The organism is Wenzhouxiangella sp. XN79A (assembly GCF_012272825.1).
Lineage (GTDB): Bacteria > Pseudomonadota > Gammaproteobacteria > Xanthomonadales > Wenzhouxiangellaceae.
On sequence record NZ_JAAWWS010000139.1, the window covers coordinates 24,889 to 41,310 of the forward strand.

The 16,422-nt window shown below is 68.0% G+C and carries 11 protein-coding genes; 2 read left to right on the top strand and 9 right to left on the bottom strand.

What is annotated here, in order from left to right; genetic code table 11:
* Positions 1–75 precede the first annotated feature (75 nt).
* Positions 76–2,364, bottom strand: coding sequence for a S8 family serine peptidase (locus tag HFP89_RS05380; RefSeq protein ID WP_168716618.1), 2,289 nt, complete (start codon positions 2,362–2,364; stop codon positions 76–78).
* Between the two features lie 249 nt (positions 2,365–2,613).
* Between HFP89_RS05380 and HFP89_RS05385 the strand changes: the two genes are divergently transcribed.
* Both HFP89_RS05385 and parE read left to right on the top strand, forming a co-directional pair.
* Positions 2,614–5,259 carry a bifunctional aspartate kinase/diaminopimelate decarboxylase gene (locus HFP89_RS05385; protein ID WP_206212234.1) on the top strand — a complete coding sequence of 882 codons (2,646 nt, stop codon included), beginning with the start codon at positions 2,614–2,616 and terminating at the stop codon, positions 5,257–5,259.
* Between the two features lie 65 nt (positions 5,260–5,324).
* Positions 5,325–7,226: a DNA topoisomerase IV subunit B gene (gene parE, locus HFP89_RS05390; protein ID WP_168716619.1), complete on the top strand. Its 1,902-nt coding sequence runs from the start codon at positions 5,325–5,327 to the stop codon at positions 7,224–7,226.
* 29 nt (positions 7,227–7,255) lie between these two features.
* Here parE and HFP89_RS05395 read toward each other — a convergent pair whose 3' ends face one another.
* From HFP89_RS05395 to phoB, 8 genes are all read right to left on the bottom strand, one after another.
* Positions 7,256–7,411, bottom strand: coding sequence for a hypothetical protein (locus tag HFP89_RS05395; RefSeq protein ID WP_168716620.1), 156 nt, complete (start codon positions 7,409–7,411; stop codon positions 7,256–7,258).
* A gap of 164 nt (positions 7,412–7,575) precedes the next feature.
* Positions 7,576–8,289, bottom strand: coding sequence for a phosphate signaling complex protein PhoU (gene phoU / locus HFP89_RS05400; protein WP_168716621.1), 714 nt, complete (start codon positions 8,287–8,289; stop codon positions 7,576–7,578).
* Between the two features lie 55 nt (positions 8,290–8,344).
* Positions 8,345–9,199: a phosphate ABC transporter ATP-binding protein PstB gene (pstB, locus tag HFP89_RS05405; RefSeq protein WP_168716622.1), complete on the bottom strand. Its 855-nt coding sequence runs from the start codon at positions 9,197–9,199 to the stop codon at positions 8,345–8,347.
* Between the two features lie 13 nt (positions 9,200–9,212).
* Positions 9,213–10,895, bottom strand: coding sequence for a phosphate ABC transporter permease PstA (gene pstA, locus HFP89_RS05410; RefSeq protein ID WP_168716623.1), 1,683 nt, complete (start codon positions 10,893–10,895; stop codon positions 9,213–9,215).
* A gap of 7 nt (positions 10,896–10,902) precedes the next feature.
* The gene (locus HFP89_RS05415) at positions 10,903–13,140 is read right to left on the bottom strand and encodes an ABC transporter permease subunit (RefSeq protein WP_168716652.1); all 2,238 of its coding nucleotides are present in this window, start codon (positions 13,138–13,140) and stop codon (positions 10,903–10,905) included.
* A 132-nt stretch (positions 13,141–13,272) separates the two neighbouring features.
* Complete coding sequence (locus HFP89_RS05420; RefSeq protein WP_168716624.1) at positions 13,273–14,244, bottom strand: phosphate ABC transporter substrate-binding protein PstS family protein; 972 nt, start codon at positions 14,242–14,244, stop codon at positions 13,273–13,275.
* A 145-nt stretch (positions 14,245–14,389) separates the two neighbouring features.
* Entirely contained in the window at positions 14,390–15,709 is a 1,320-nt protein-coding gene (gene phoR / locus HFP89_RS05425) for a phosphate regulon sensor histidine kinase PhoR (protein WP_168716625.1), read from the bottom strand.
* Complete coding sequence (phoB, locus tag HFP89_RS05430; protein WP_168716653.1) at positions 15,709–16,407, bottom strand: phosphate regulon transcriptional regulator PhoB; 699 nt, start codon at positions 16,405–16,407, stop codon at positions 15,709–15,711. Before phoB ends, phoR begins: the two co-directional genes overlap by 1 nt.
* Positions 16,408–16,422 lie beyond the last annotated feature (15 nt).

The window sequence follows — 16,422 nt, forward strand, 5'->3', positions numbered from 1 at the left end:
CGGATTCCGGGCCGGAATCCGCCAAAAAAAAACGGCGCCCGGGGGGGGCGCCGTTCGTAGTGCCTTCGATTCGAATCAATCGGACGCTGCAGCCGTGATCCGGGCCGGAGGCGTCAGACCGCCGTCCTCGGTCAGCAGGATTTCACCGAACCGGATGGCCCCGGGGCTGACGTTGGAGATGGTGATCGTAAGTTCCTGGGTATCCACCGGCACCTCGATCGGATCGATCTCGAGGCCGTCGGCGAAGATGAAGTCGCTGCGGGCATCGAGGCTGAACGAGGACGGCGTCACCAGGATGTCCATGCCGGCGCCGTCGGTGGTGACCGTCCAGGCGGTCGGGAAGTCCCGGCCGGCCCGGACCGTGCGCGTAAAGGTGCACTCCGGCGAACAGTCCATGTCGCGCACCGACGGCAGGTTCAACATCCGCACGTCACCGCCGGCGGCCGGATTGGCGGCCAGGAAGTTGTCGAAGATTTCGTCCATCACCAGGCCGGCCAAGGCGGCCGCGGTCAGGTCGACCCGGCCGGACCCGACATCATCCCAGTCCCACGGTGTGACCCCGTCTTCCTTGGTTCCCGAGTCGCCGGTCGCCGTCATCTGCAGGGCCGATTTGACTTCCATCGGCCCCCAGTCCGGCTGTGCCTGTCGCACCAGCAGGGCCGCGCCGGCGACATGGGGGCTGGACATCGACGTCCCACTGAGGACCCCGTACTGGGTCGGATCGGCAACGGCCGCATAGATTCCGACACCGGGTGCCGTGATGTTGGGCTTCTGCAGGTTCTGCAGCGGTGCCTGCGACGGTCCGCGCAGGCTGAAGTCGGCCAGCACGTCGCCCGGACTCGCGATCAGGTCGAAGTCCATCGTCGCCGTGGTCGGGTTGAGGTCGACGAAATCGGCAATCGCCTGGCCCGGCGCCTGCTGGATGCTGTAGGCCGGCACCGCGTCCTGACCCGGTGTCGACATGCTGATGGTGCCGGTGGTGTTGTTCCAGATGATGACCATGTCGGCACCGGCGGCCGCGGCGTTGTTGATCTTGGTCGTGAACGCACAGCCTCCGCGCTGGATCAGCGCGACTGCGCCGTCGAAGAAACTGGCCGGGAAAGCGACCGCACCGGCCACCGGCGGGTCGGCATTTTCGCAGCCCTCGATGCCGGCGGGCTGGGCCGTGTCTCGCCGGATCGGGTGGTCGATCAGCTGCGAGCCGATCGGCGAATTGCTGCCCGGCAGCATGTCGACCGCCTGGGTCGCCGGCGGCGGCGAGCCCGGCCCGGTGACCGACATGACGCCTTCGAAATCGCCATCGCGAGTCGATGCTGCCACGCTCATGACCCAGGGCCCGTAGTGATTGACTTCACCGACCGGGTCCGGTGTACCGGCCCGGGTGTTGCCGGCAGATGCCGCAACGAAGATTCCCGCGTCCACCAGATCGAGCTTGCGCCGATCGTTATCGACCCACGGATTGTTCCCGCCAGAGATCGAGAAGTTCATGACATCGACGTCCCCGTCGAGCAGGATCGTCGACATGGCCGCCTGGATATCGAACCCCGGGCAGCTGTCCGGGCAGGTGTTGTACGTCCGGATGTGCGCACAGGGCGCCACGCCGGACATCTGGTCGAAGGGCTCGGGAATCGTCGGTGCGGGGTCGGCCGTCTCGTCGATCAGGTTACCGGCCACCGTGCTGGCCGTATGACTCCCGTGGCTTCCGCTTGCGCCTTCCGGATCGGGGCCGTTGCAGCGCCCGCCGATGGTGCCGTCATCCGTCGAGGAGCAATCGAGCGCCGCGAGCAGCTTGCTCGGCGTACCCCCCACGCCGAACCCGCAGGACGGGTCATCGGCGTACATCGGGTGGTCCAGGTTCACGCCGGAGTCGATCACGCCCGCCACCATGCCTTCGCCCCGATACTGCCCCGGCTGCGGCGCAGCGGTTCCATCCCACAGGCTTGCCGCACCGATGAATCCCGGTCCGCGATAGGTGTCCAGTTCGTAGAGCCGCTCGCGCTCCACCGAGCGCACGTCCGGAAGCGACCGAACTCGCTCCGCCTCGGCCTGCGTCAGGCGAACGCCGATCGCGTTGGACATCACGAGAAAATGATGCGAGGCCTCGACCTGACGTCCGACCGCGAGCGAGATCCGATCGAGCGCGTCGGCCTGTTGGGTCGCCAGCTCGCTCTGCGCGCTGAGGAATTCGGCCGAACGAGTTGCGGCCGCCTGACCCTTTCGTGGCAGCAGGCCGCGCTGCAACAGCCCATCGTCACCGAGTGTGACCAGGTAGCGATACCGACCCTGCTCGTCGGCCGGAGACAATTCGTTGTTGGCGAACGACGCCATGGGAGCCAGCAGTGCGGCTGCCGCAATCAGAGCCACCCATGGCGCTGTTCGACGGAAATTCGGAGTTTTCATGGTCTAGTGGATCCTCAGTTTCATGCGAAGATTGCTTGCTCCATCAACCGTACCCTGCGTCCACGGTCGACGTTCAGCGCCGGCAGAGTGGGTCGAGCCGGGCCGGAACCCTGCAGCATGTTGCCGCAAGCAGGCGATCGGTGCAACTGATACCGATTGCGGTGGTCAGTCCCAAACCCCTGCCAGCATACCGACAACCCGAGGTTGAACGCGATGACAGATGTGAAGCCCGCCCAGCCGCTCGATGCCACGCCCGGAAACGGGCCGATTCAGTGGCGGGTGCTGAAATTCGGCGGCAGCTCCGTGGCCACCGCCACGGGCTGGGACCGGATCGCCGACGCCGCGCGCGCCGCGGCCGGGGAAGCCCGCCGGTTCGTGATCGTGGTGTCGGCACTCAAGGGCGTGACCGACCGGCTCGAGCAGGCGGTCCGGGCCCTGGAGGGGCGATCGCCCGAGGCCACCGCCGCGCTGATCGATGAGCTGCGCGACCGGCACGCGCGGCTGGCCCGGGCCACGGGCATACAGTCCGGGGCACTGGACCCGCTGCTCGACGACCTGGCCGCGGCCCTTCGCGAACAGGCCGCAGCACCCGAAGACGCCCGCCATGGGGCCCGGGTTCTCGGCTTTGGCGAACTGCTCAGCAGCCGGCTCGGCCACGCCATCCTGGCCGCGCAGGGTGTCGCGGTGGACTGGCTCGACAGCCGCGAGGTGCTGCGTGCCGATGACGACAGCCGACGCAACGAGCGCGCCCGCTGGCTTTCGGCCGACTGCACCGTGGCGCCGGATCCCGCCTTCGCGGCCGCGCTGGGCGATCGCGGAGCGGCCTGGATCGCGCCGGGATTCATCGCCCGCGGCGAGAACGGCGACACCGTGCTGCTCGGCCGCGGCGGCTCCGACGTCAGCGCCGCGCTGATCGGCACCCGGCTCGGCGCGGAACGGGTCGAGATCCATTCCGACGTGCCCGGCCTGTTCACCGCCGACCCGCGTCGCATTCCGGCCGCCAGGCTGCTCAGGAACGTCAGCTACCGCGAAGCCATGGAGCTGGCCGCGATGGGCGCCAAGGCGCTGCATCCGCGCGCGCTGATCCCGCTGAAACGCCACCGGATCCCGCTGTGGCTGTGCCAGACCGAGCGGCCCGACATCGACGGCACCCGGATCACGCCCGAAGCCCACGAGCACGGCGCCCAGGTCAAGGCCATCGTCCAGCGCCGCGGCATCACGCTGGTCACCATGGAAGGCCTGGACATGTGGCAGCAGGTCGGTTTCCTGGCCGACGTGTTCGGCGTGTTCCGCGATCACGGGCTGTCGGTCGACCTGGTTTCCACCTCCGAATCCAACGTCACCGTCACCCTGGATCCCGGCGCCAACCCGACCGACCGCGCCACGCTGGACCGGCTGGCTGCCGACCTGGGCCGGTTCTGCCAGGTCGACGTCCGCAGCGACTGCGCCAGCGTCAGCCTGGTGGGCCTGGGCATCCGCACGATCCTGCACCGCATCGGCCCGGCCCTGGAGGTGTTCGAACAGCGCCGGATCTTCCTGGTCAGCCAGGCCGCCAACGACCTGAACCTGACCTTCGTGGTCGAAGCCCGCCACGCCGAGAAGCTGGTCCAGCAGCTGCACCAGCAGATCATCCCGGGCGGGGTCGGCGGTGACTCGGTGTTCGGCCCCAGCTGGGACCGGCTCAACCGCGACGAGGCCGCGATCCGGGCCGTCCCGCCGTGGTGGTCGCAGCGGGCCGACGACCTGCTCGAAACGCTCGGCGACGACGACGCGGCCTATGTCTACGCGCTCGACCAGGTGCGCGCCGCGGCCGCTCGGCTGAAGACGCTGCGCACCGTCGACCGGGTGCTGTACTCGATGAAGGCCAACCCGCATCCCGATCTGCTGCGCGCGATCGTCGGCGAGGGCCTCGGCGTGGAGTGCGTGTCGATGGCCGAGGCGCGCCACGTGCTCGCCGCCGTGCCGGAACTGGCCGCCGAGGACCTGCTGCTGACCCCGAACTTCGCGCCGCGGGCCGAGTACCGCGAAGCGCTGGACGCCGGCATACCGCTGACCATCGACAACCCGTGGCTCCTCGAGCACTGGGGCGCCGACCTGGCTGGTCGCTCGGTGTTCCTGCGGATCGACCCGGGCTCGGGCCTGGGGCATCACAAGATGGTCCGCACGGCCGGATCCAACGCCAAGTTCGGCGTGCCGCTGGACGAACTGGAACGCACGCTCCGGCTGGCCCGCGCCCACGACATCACGATCCGCGGCCTGCATGCCCATACCGGCTCCGGCATCCTGCACCCCGACAACTGGGAGCGCAGCCTCGAGGTGTTGACCGGCATCGCCACCGAGCTTCCCAGCGTCGAGGTGATCAACCTCGGCGGCGGGCTCGGCGTGCCCGACCGCAGCGACGAGCTGCCGCTGGACCTGATGGCGCTGGACGCCGGCCTGGCCCGGATCAAGCGGGCGCTGAACCGCGACGTGCAGATCTGGCTCGAGCCCGGGCGCTACCTGGTCGCCGCCGCCGGCGTGCTGCTGGCCCGCGTGACCCAGCTCAAGGGCAAGGGCGAGGTCCGCTATGTCGGCGTGGCCACCGGCATGAACTCGCTGATCCGGCCGGCGCTGTACGGGGCCTGGCACGAGATCGTCAACCTGAGTCGACTCGGCAAGGCCGGCGAACACGCCTACAACGTGGTCGGCCCGATCTGCGAGACCGGCGATGTGCTCGGCCTGGACCGCCTGTTGCCCGAGAGCCGCGAGGGCGACGTGCTGCTGATCGCGAATGCAGGCGCCTACGGGGCGGCGATGGCCTCGCGCTACAACCTGCGCGAGCCCGCCGTGGAGAAGGTCATCGACGCCGAGCGTCGGTAGCGGACCGGGCCGGCAGGGATTGCTGTAGGCTTTCCGGGAGTTCCCCAGAATCGATTCGAGCACGCATGGCCGATCAGTACCAAGCTTCCGACATCGAGGTCCTCCAGGGCCTGGAACCGGTCCGCCGGCGACCGGGCATGTACACCGAGACGACCCGGCCCAACCACCTGGTCGCCGAGGTCGTCGACAACGCCGTCGACGAGGCGCTGGCCGGCCATGCCCGCCGGATCGACGTGGTGCTCGACGAGGACGGATCGGTGCAGGTCAGCGACGACGGCCGCGGCATGCCGGTCGATCCGCACCCGGAGCACAAGCTGCCCGGTGTGGAGCTGATCCTGACCCGGCTGCACGCCGGCGGCAAGTTCTCGGGCAGGAACTACACCTTCTCCGGCGGTCTGCACGGCGTCGGCGTGTCGGTGGTCAACGCGCTGTCGAGGCGGCTGGAATGCCGGATCCGCCGGGGCGGCCAGGAATACGCCATTGCCTTTGCCTCCGGCGAGACCGCCGAGCCGCTCGAGGTCGTCGGCAGCGTCGGCAAGCGCAACACCGGCACGTCGGTCCGGTTCTGGCCCGACCCCGGCTACTTCGACTCGCCGAACATCTCGCGTCCGCGACTCAAGCACCTGCTGCGGGCCAAGGCCATCCTGTGCCCGGGCCTGACCATCACGCTCGAAGATCGCCAGCAGGGCGGTGCCACCGGCGAACGGATCGAGTGGTACTACGAAGACGGCCTGACCGACTACCTGACCGAATCGCTGGCCGAGCTGGAACGGGTGCCCGAATCCCCGTTCGTCGGCACGTTCAGCGGCGAGGACACCGAGGCGGCCTGGGCGCTGGCCTGGGTGCCCGAGGGCGAGCTGGTCACCGAGAGCTACGTCAACCTGATCCCGACCCCGCAGGGCGGCACCCACGTCAACGGACTGCGGACCGGGCTGATCGAGGCGCTGCGCGAGTTCTGCGACATCCGCAACCTGCTTCCCCGCGGTGTGCGGCTGGCGCCGGAAGACGCCTGGGAGCGGCTGAGCTTCGTGCTATCGGTGAAGCTGCGCGAGCCCCAGTTCTCGGGCCAGACCAAGGAGCGGCTGTCCTCCCGCGAGGCCTCGAGCTTCGTGTCCGGCCTGGTCAAGGACGCCTTCTCGCTGTGGCTGAACCGGAACACCACCGACGGCGAGGCGATCGCCCGGCTGGCCATCGAGCATGCCGTCAAGCGTAGCAAGGCACGCAAGCAGGTGGCCCGGCGCAAGGTCACCGCCGGCCCCGCCCTGCCCGGCAAGCTGGCCGACTGTGCATCGACCGATCTCGAGGAAACCGAGCTGTTCCTCGTCGAAGGCGACTCGGCCGGCGGCTCGGCCAAGCAGGCCCGCAACCGCGAGTTCCAGGCCATCATGCCGCTGCGGGGCAAGATCCTGAACACCTGGGAAACCGACCCCGGCCAGGTCCTGGCCAGCCAGGAGATCCACGACCTGGCCATCGCGATCGGCGTCGATCCGGGCAGCGACGACCTGAGCAAGTTGCGCTACGGCAAGATCATCGTGCTGGCCGATGCCGATTCCGACGGCCTGCACATCGCCACCCTGCTCTCGGCACTGTTCCTGCGCCACTTCCGGGCGCTGGTCGATGCCGGCCGCATCTTCATCGCGATGCCGCCGCTGTACCGCATCGACGTCGGCAAGCAGACCTTCTACGCACTGGACGCCGGCGAGCGTGCAGGCCTGATGGCGCGTATCCAGGCCGAGGGCATGAAAGGCAAGGTGTCCGAGACCCGTTTCAAGGGCCTCGGCGAGATGAACCCGCTGCAGCTGCGTGAATCGACCATCGATCCCGACACCCGCCGCCTGCTGCAGCTGACCGTCGACGACGACGCGGTAACGCAGGAACTGATGGACATGCTGCTGGCCCGCAAGCGCTCGGGCGATCGGCGCGCCTGGCTGGAAACCCACGGCAACCTGGCCGACGTCCCGCTCTGACCGTTCGAGCGCCCCGCCCCGGCGTGCGCTCAGATCGATCCCATCCAGTTCAGCCAGGCCCAGGCCCACAGCGCGACCCCAGCCAGGCCGAGTGCATCACGCATCAGCGCGGGCAACAGGACGCGGCAACGCTCCCATCGGCTGCGAGCATCGGTTTCGTTCCGGGTGCACAGGGCGTGTCCCATGTCGATCTCCATCGTTGAACGTGGAGACCAGCGTGGCGGCTGCCCTTCTCAGAACTCGAGAATACCGAAGCCGGGAGCAGACGTCAGGGACGAGGGGCGAGCCTGCCGTGGATCGAGGTCGATACTCGCTCCTGGTCGCTCGCCCGGGCTTCGTTCGATCGGACCTATTCTTCGGTCACCTGCCGGACGAACTCCGACGCCGTTTCGTGGCGCAGGTCGCGGCCTTCGACCAGGTAGACGATGTACTCGCCGAGGTTCTTGCAGTGGTCGCCGATGCGTTCCAGGGCCTTGGCGATCAGCAGCGCATCGAGGATGCGCCGGATGCTCTTGGCGTCTTCGACCATGTAGGAGTAGTACTGGCGAAAGATCGCCTCGTAGTCCTGGTCGACCTTCTTGTCCTGCTGGATGATCTCCACGGCGGTTTCCGGGGCCATCCGGGTGAACCCGTCCAGGCCCTTGCGCAGCATGCCGAGCACGGTCACGCCCATCTGCTCGAGTTCGCGGTAGTCGTTGCGCGGCCGGTGCAGGTCGGCCAGCGCGATCGCCCAGCGCGCGATCTTCTCGGCCTCGTCGCCGATCCGCTCCAGGTCGGAGATGGCCTTGATGATGGCGAAGATCAGGCGCAGGTCGCTGGCCGTGGGCTGGCGGCGGGCGATGATCAGGGTGCATTCCTCGTCGAGGCTCTTCTCGATGGCGTTGACCCGATCGTCGGCCTGGATGACCCGCTCGGCCAGGGCCGTGTCGCCGCTGACCACGGCGCGGACGGCGTTCTGCAGCATCTCCTCGACCATGCCCCCCATCGACATCATCTTCTGACGGAGATTCTCCAGTTCCTGGTTGAACTGGCGCGAGATGTGCTGATCGAAATTCTTTTCCATGCCTGGATTCCTCCTGCGGCGCGTGCGGTCCCGACGGACGCGGAAGCAGCGCCGTTCAGCCGTAGCGGCCGGTGATGTAGTCCTCGGTCGCCTTGCGCCGGGGATTGGTGAACAGTCTGGCGGTATCGTCGAATTCGATCAACTCGCCCATGTACATGTAGGCGGTGAAATCCGATACGCGCGCGGCCTGCTGCATGTTGTGGGTCACGATCACGATGGTGTAGTCGTTCTTCAGTTCCTGGATCAGCTCCTCGACCTTGGCCGTGGAAATCGGATCCAGCGCCGAACACGGCTCGTCGAGCAGGATGACTTCGGGCTCGATCGCGACGGCCCGGGCGATCACCAGGCGCTGCTGCTGGCCGCCCGACAGGCCGAAGGCGTTGTCGTCGAGCCGATCCTTGACTTCGTCCCACAACGCGGCGGCGCGCAGCGATCGCTCGACGACCTCGGCCAGCCGCCGCTTGTCGTTGACGCCCTGCAGGCGTAGCCCGTAGGCGACGTTCTCGAAGATCGACTTCGGAAACGGATTCGGCTTCTGGAACACCATGCCGACCCGCCGGCGATGCTCGGCGACATCGACGTCGCGATCGTGGATGTTCTTGCCGTCGATCAGGATCTCGCCTTCGATGCGGCAGATGTCGATCAGGTCGTTCATCCGGTTGAAGCAGCGCAGCAGGGTCGACTTGCCGCAGCCGGACGGGCCGATGAACGCGGTCACGCGATTGTGCGCGATCTTGAGATTGACGTTCTTCAGCGCCTGGTCGTTGCCGTAGTACAGGTCCAGGTCCCGCACCTCGATGCAGACCTTCTCCCGCTTGATGTCCAGGGTCTGGCGGTTCTCGTCGAACAGGCCCGACGAGACCGATCCAGCGTCGCTGCCCCGGGGTTCGTTGCTTGCGCTCGTTTCCATAGTCGTTCTCGCTTCAGTCGCTTTCCGCGCGGTACTTCTCGCGCAGCCGGTTGCGGATGGCGATCGCGGTGAGGTTCAGGATGAGGATCAGCAGCACCAGCGTCAACGCGGTGGCGTAGACCAGCGGCCGCGCCGCCTCGACGTTCGGGCTCTGGAAGCCGACATCGTAGATGTGGAAGCCCAGGTGCATGATCTTGCGTTCCAGGTGCACATACGGGAACTCGCCATCGACCGGCAGGCTGGGCGCGAGCTTGACCACGCCGACCAGCATCAGCGGCGCGACCTCGCCGGCCGCACGCGCCACGGCCAGGATCAGCCCGGTCATCATCGCCGGGGCCGACAGCGGCACGACCACCTTCCACAGCGTTTCCCACTTGGTTGCGCCCAGCGCCAGCGAGCCTTCGCGGATGGTCCGAGGAATCCTGGCCAGGCCCTCCTCGGTCGAGACGATGACCACCGGCAGCGTCAGCAGCGCCAGGGTCAACGAGGCCCAGAACAGGCCGGGCGTACCGAAGGTCGGCGCCGGCAGCCGCTCGGGATAGAACAGGTCGTCGATGGTGCCGCCGAGCAGGTAGACGAAGAAGCCGAGACCGAACACGCCGAACACGATCGACGGCACGCCGGCCAGGTTGTAGACCGACACGCGGATGATCTTCAACAAGGTGCCCTGGCGGGCGTACTCGCGCAGGTAGATCGCGGCCAGCACGCCGAACGGCGTCACCAGCACCGACATGATCAGCACCATGACGACCGTGCCGAAGATCGCCGGGAAGATCCCGCCCTCGGTGTTGGCCTCGCGCGGGAATCCGGTCAGGAAGTCCTTGATCCGGTGGCCGTAGAACGCGATCTTGCCGGGCAGGCCGAGCGCGTTGTTCTTCGACGCCATCACGACAGTGGCCAGCGGAATCCGCACCTCGGTGCCGTCGGCGGTCCGGGCGATCAGGGTGTCCCGCTCGTTCTGTTCGAACAGCTGATTGCGCTCGACCCGGATATCGGCGAAGCGGCGATCGAGCTCTTCGCTCCGGGCCTCGAGGTCGGCCTCGCGCGCGCTGCGCTCGGCGCCGTCGATGCCCTGCAGGTCCATCCGGCGACGCTCGAGGCGGATCTTCTCGATGCCGCTGTTGATCGCGCCGATGTCGACCTTCTCGAGCCGGCGGATCCGCTGGTGCAGCTCGTTGGAGCGGCGGATGGCGTCCTGCAGCGCCGGCCACAGCGCCTCGCCCTCGATCCGCCGCTCGCCCGACTCCAGCGCGACGGGGAAGCCGTAGAAGTTGCCCCACTCGCGGCGCTCGACCCGCATCGCATCCTCGGGGTAGCTGCGCTCGCCGAGCTGCGACTCGAGGAACCACACGAAGTCGCGACCGGTCACGTCGCGGTTGCCGAGCTTGAACAGGTAGCGGGTGACCAGCGCCTGGTCGTCGGGGATCTCCGTGCCGGCCTCGCGGATGCGCTGGGCAGGCAGGGTTTCGACGTCGGTCTGGACCCCGAGCACCGGACGGATCTCGCCGTCGACCGACACGCTGGTCTGGATCAACGGCGCCGGCCAGAAATGACCGAAGCCGCGCACCGCGATCAGCAGGAACAGGCCGACGACCATGATCAGCGAAATGGCCAGGCCGCCGCCGATCATCCAGATCCAGGGATCGCCGGACTTGATCCAGGCGCGCGTGCTCGACGTTTCGGGAACCTTGCTCATCGCGGACTCACAGGCTGCTGTACCGGGCGCGCAGGCGCTGGCGGACCAGCTCGGCGATGGTGTTGACCAGGAAGGTCAGCGCGAACAGCACCAGCCCGGCCAGGAACAGGATCCGGTAGTGGGTCGAGCCGACCGCGGTTTCCGGCAGTTCCACGGCGATGTTGGCCGACAGCGTGCGCATGCCCTCGAAGATGTTGAAGTTGACGACCGGGCTGTTGCCGGTGGCCATCAGCACGATCATGGTTTCGCCGACGGCGCGACCGAAGCCGATCATCACCGCCGAGAAGATGCCCGGACTGGCGGTCAGCAGCACCACCCGGGTGACCGTCTGCCACGGCGTTGCGCCGAGCGCCAGCGAACCCTGGGTGAGGTGCCTGGGCACGGTGAACACCGCGTCCTCGGCGATCGAGAAGATCGTCGGGATGACGGCAAAGCCCATCGCGATGCCGACCACCAGGGCATTGCGCTGGTCGTAGGTAATGCCGATGTCGGTAAACCACTGCCGCATCGAGCCATCGAAGAACCAGATCTCGATCAGCGGCGAGAGCTGGACCAGGCCCCAGACCACCAGCGCGATGACCGGGATCAGGATCACCGCCTCCCAGCCCGGCGGAATCCGCAGCCGGATCGCGCGCGGCAGGCGGCTGAATGCCCAGGCCATCCCCAGAAACGCGGCCGGCAGGCCGATCAGCACGGTGAACACCGCCGGGATGTGGTTTTCGATGAACGGCGCCAGCCACAGGCCGGCGAGGAAACCGAGGATGACCGTCGGCAGGGCTTCCATGACCTCGATCGTCGGCTTGACGTAGCCGCGCAGTCGCGGCGCCATGAAGTACGCGGTGTAGATCGCACCGGCAATCGCCAGCGGAGTGGCGAACAGCATCGCGAACAGCGCCGCCTTGATCGTGCCGATCGTCAGCGGGACCAGCGAGAACTTCGGCTCGAAGCTGTCGGCCCCCGACGAGGCCTGCCAGACATAGTCCGGACCGCCCCGCCCTTCGTACCAGACCTTGCCCCACAGCGCCTTCAGCGACGCTTCGGGATGGTTGTTGCGCACGTCGTGGACACTCAGCCGGCCGTCGGCGGACTCCACGACCAGCTTGTCGTCGACCGGCGAGATGCCGACCGAGACCAGCGGCGCATCGGAAATCGACTCCAGGAACATCGTCCGCGCCGAGGTGCCGTAGTGGAGCCCCAGCGCCCCGGAATCGTCGACGGCCGCGAAGCCCTTGCGGGTGTACTCCGGCTGGATCCGCGTGATCGCGCCGGGGTGCTGCTCGAAGTCGCGGACCCGGGTCAGCCGGAAGACATTGTCCCCGGCGTCCTGGTTCTCGTCGCGGACCAGGAACCACTGGCTGAGCCGACCCTCGGAGGTGCCGATGATCCACGAAAAGGTCCCGTTGAGCATCCTGAGCGCGGTCAGTTGTTCGCCGCCCTCGACGGCCCGGGCTTCATCGCGCAGCACGGCCGAGGCCGGATCGGAGATATCGAAATACAGCAGCCGGCCGCTGCGGTCGGCGCCGATCAGGGTCCACAGGTTCGCGGTCAGCTCCAGCAGGTCGAGCCGACCCTCGAGCTCGGGAAGCGTCCAGGCCTGGCGACTGACCTCGGTCTCGCCGGTCAAGAACGAGGTGCGCGTACGGAAGCGGACCAGCAGCAGCCGGCCGTCGTCGGTCTGCGCGGCGATGCCGGTGTCCTCGCCGGCCTTCTGCACCGCCAGAGCAACCAGCGGCCGGCCCTGCGGATCGATCACCAGCGGATCCTCGCCGAGCGGGAACTGCGGGTCGGGCAGTACCCGGCGCTGTTCGCCCTCGAAATCCAGCCGGATCTCGTGGTCCACGACCAGCGCCGTACCGTCGGACAGGCCGTAAGCCACCCGGCGGGCGCGCGGCTCGGCCATCGCCACGGTGGTGACTTCCGTGCCGTCCGGCACGTCCAGCTCGACCCGCTGCAGCACCTCGCCGCTGGCCAGCGAGAAATAACTCAAGGTACCGCTGCGGCTGTAGCGCATGCCGAGCTCGTCGTACCGCTCCAGCATCATGCCGGCGACTTCGCCGTCGAACCGCGGCGCGACGCTGTAGCCGGCGACCGGCTCGACGTCGGCGCCGCGCAGCATCGGCAGCACCTCGCTGAACAGGTATACGAAGATCAGCGTCAGCGCCACGACCACGCCGCCGCCGCCGGCGCGCACCATCCAGCGCGCGGCACCGTCGGCAAGATAGCGCCGCCGGCGACGACGCGCCATCGCTTCGGCGCTGGGCAGCGAACTCGAAGCCGGGGTCAGAACGGGCGAACCGGGTGTGCTCATCGAGGGGGACCTTCGAAAAAGCGGCGCGCCGATCGGGCGCGCCGCACCGTTCGGATCAGCGTCGGGCCGTCAGAGCCCGAGCTGCTCGCGGATGCGCTCGGCCACCGGCGCCGGCAGCGGCACGTAGCCGTCGCGGGCAACCACTTCCTGGCCCTGGCGCGACAGCACCAACCGGAAGAACTCGCGCTCCAGCGGATTCAGCGGCGCGGTCGGCGGCTTGTTCACGTAGACGTACAGCAGACGAGCCAGCGGGTAGTCGCCGGTGACCGCGGTTTCTGCATCCGGGTAGACGCAGGCACCACCGCTCTCGGAGGCGACCTTCAGCATCTTGACGCTGGCGGTCATGTAGCCGATGCCGGAATAGCCGATGCCGTTGAGCGACTCCGACACGCCCTGCACCACCGAGGCCGAGCCCGGCTGCTCGTTGATGCCCGGCTTGAAGTCGCCACCGCACAGCGCATTGTCCTTGAAGAACCCGTAGGTCCCGGACACCGCGTTGCGGCTGTAGAGGGTGAAGTCGCGGTTGGCCCAGGCGCCTTCCAGGCCCAGGTCGCCCCAGCGGGACACGTCGTTCGGCGCACCGCAGCGGCGGCTGACCGAGAACACCGCGTCGATCTGAGGAATCGACAGACAGTCGACCGGGTTGTCCTTGTTGACCAGCACCACGATCGCGTCGATGCCGACGCCGACCGGGGTCGGCGGATAGCCGAAGCGTTCCTCGAACTCCTGGATCTCGTTGGAGCGCATCAGGCGGCTCATCGGGCCGAAGTTGGCCGTACCTTCGGTCAGCGCCGGCGGCGCGGTCGACGAGCCGGCGCCCTGGATCTGGATGTTGACGTTCGGGTAGATCTTCGCGAATTCCTCGGCCCACAGGGTCATCAGGTTGTTCAGCGTGTCGGAACCGATCGACGACAGGTTGCCGGACACGCCGGAGACCGGCTCGTAGTCGGGAAGCGCCGGGTCGACCTCGGCACGGAGATGCGGGGCCGCGGACAGGGCGAGCGCAGCCGCCAGCCCGATGCTGATCTGCCTGAAATTCATACGGTTGACCTCATGAGTCTGGATGACTGAAACGTAGCGGTCATCGATGACGACCTGATGACGCATCGAAGCCCGCGGGGACGCGTGATCCACGCGCCGGCGAAGTATGTGGCAGAAAAATGACAGTGCGGTTAAGGATACCGGATCAGGCCGCGCCTTCGGCGTCGATCAGGCCCCGGGTCCGATGGGCCGGAAACACGCAGCAGAATTCGCTGCCCTCGCCCGGCTCCGACTCGACCGTCAGGCGGCTGTCGTGGCGCTGCAGCACGTGCTTGACGATCGCCAGACCCAGCCCGGTGCCGCCCTGCGATCGGCTGCGCGACGGGTCGACGCGATAGAAGCGCTGGGTGATGAACGGCAGGTGCCTGGCATCGATGCCGATGCCGTCGTCGACCACGCAGAACCGGGCCGTTCCGTCGCGATCCCGGTACCAGCGCACGCGGATGCGGCCGCCGCGGTCGGTGTAGCGGACCGCGTTGAAGACCAGGTTGGAAAAGGCGCTGTAGAGCTCGTTTTCGATGCCGGCCAGGCCGAGGGACTCGTCGAGGTCGACTTCGATCGTGCGTTCGCCGCCGGCCTGGGCCTCGGCATCGGCGACGATCCGGCGCACCAGGTCCGGGACCGGGACCGGCTGTTCGTCCGGCTCGCCCGGGGAATCGGTCTCGAGCCGGGACAGCTCCAGCAGGTCGTTGACCAGCGTGGCCATCCTCGTGCACTGGACCTGCATCTCCTGCAGCGGACCGTCCCAGATCTCGGGCACGGCCTCGTCCTCGGCCAGGTGCTCGAGATAGCCGCCGAGCACCGTCAGCGGCGAGCGCAGCTCGTGCGAGGCGTTGGCGACGAAGTCGCGCCGCATGTTCTGGAGCCGCTGGATCCGGGTGATGTCGCGCACCAGCATCAGGTACTGCCCCCTGCCGTACGGCACGATGCGAACCGACAGGGTGTGACCGAGCTGGGTCGGCGAAGCCACGTCGACCGGGCGGCCGAAATCGCCCGAGCGCATGTAGGCGTCGAAGGCCGGGGCGCGCAGCAGGCTGGTGACCGGCTGGCCGAGGTCGCGGTTGCCGGCCAGCCCCAGCAGCCGGACCGAGGCGCTGTTGAACCAGGTAATCCGCCAGTCGGCGTCCAGCACCAGCGTGCCGTCGGGCATCGCGGCGGTGGACTCGCGGAACTCCCGGATGACCCGGGCCAGTCGCTTCTTGCGCTTGGCGTAGCGCCGTTGCAGCCGGTAGTAGTGCTCGAACACCTCCCCCCAGACACCCCAGGACTGCGGCGGCTGACTCTGGCGACCGCTGCGCAGCCAGCCCTCGAGGCGCTGCATCTGGCGGATGTGGCGCAGGCCGGTGATGGCGAGCGCGACCGCCAGCCACCAGCCGAACGCACCGCCGAACAGCAGCCAGACCAGGCCGGCCAGCCCGACCCACAGGCCGAGGAACAGGAATTCGGTCAGCCAGGCCGTGCGCATCAGGCGCCCGGCGCCTCCGGGGAGAACCGGTAGCCGGCCCCGCGCACGGTCTGCAGGAACTTGTCGAAACCGAACGGCGCAAGCGCCTTGCGCAAGCGCAGTACGTGCACATCGACGGTCCGCTCCTCGACGTAGACCCCCCCGCCCCAGACGTGGTCGAGCAGCTGCGACCGGCTGTAGACGCGATCCTGGTGGGTCATGAAGAACTTCAGCATGCGGAACTCGGTCGGCCCGAGTTCGACCGGCTGGCCATCGGCCAGCACGCGATGCGAGGCGAGATTCAGGACCAGCTGGCCGGCGGCGACCTCGTCGCTGTCGCCCTCGGGCGCGGCCCGGCGGAGCACCGCGCGCATCCGGGCCAGCAACTCGCGGGCCGAGAACGGCTTGGTGATGTAGTCGTCGACGCCGCTGTCGAGGCCGCGGACCTTGTCGTCCTCGGTCGAGCGCGCGGTCAGCATGATGACCGGAACGGTGCGGGTCAACTCGTCGCGGTTCAGGCTGCGCGCGAACTCGACCCCGCTGGTGTCGGGCAACATCCAGTCGAGCAGGATCAGGTCCGGCCGATGATCGGCGATCCGGACCCGCGCGGTCTGACAGTCGCCGGCCTCGATCACCTCGTAGCCGGATCGCTTCAGGTTGAAGACGATCATGTCGCGGATCGCGTCGTCGTCCTCGACCACCAGAACCTTCTTTTCCATCGCCTTGTTGCTCAC

Bases quoted from the DNA above. Each gene is read 5' to 3' on its own strand.
- HFP89_RS05385 (WP_206212234.1), top strand. From the start codon at position 2,614: ATGACAGATGTGAAGCCCGCCCAGCCGCTCGATGCCACGCCCGGAAAC.
- parE (WP_168716619.1), top strand. From the start codon at position 5,325: ATGGCCGATCAGTACCAAGCTTCCGACATCGAGGTCCTCCAGGGCCTG.
- HFP89_RS05395 (WP_168716620.1), bottom strand. From the start codon at position 7,411: ATGGGACACGCCCTGTGCACCCGGAACGAAACCGATGCTCGCAGCCGA.
- phoU (WP_168716621.1), bottom strand. From the start codon at position 8,289: ATGGAAAAGAATTTCGATCAGCACATCTCGCGCCAGTTCAACCAGGAA.
- pstB (WP_168716622.1), bottom strand. From the start codon at position 9,199: ATGGAAACGAGCGCAAGCAACGAACCCCGGGGCAGCGACGCTGGATCG.
- pstA (WP_168716623.1), bottom strand. From the start codon at position 10,895: ATGAGCAAGGTTCCCGAAACGTCGAGCACGCGCGCCTGGATCAAGTCC.
- HFP89_RS05415 (WP_168716652.1), bottom strand. From the start codon at position 13,140: ATGGCGCGTCGTCGCCGGCGGCGCTATCTTGCCGACGGTGCCGCGCGC.
- HFP89_RS05420 (WP_168716624.1), bottom strand. From the start codon at position 14,244: ATGAATTTCAGGCAGATCAGCATCGGGCTGGCGGCTGCGCTCGCCCTG.
- phoR (WP_168716625.1), bottom strand. From the start codon at position 15,709: ATGCGCACGGCCTGGCTGACCGAATTCCTGTTCCTCGGCCTGTGGGTC.
- phoB (WP_168716653.1), bottom strand. From the start codon at position 16,407: ATGGAAAAGAAGGTTCTGGTGGTCGAGGACGACGACGCGATCCGCGAC.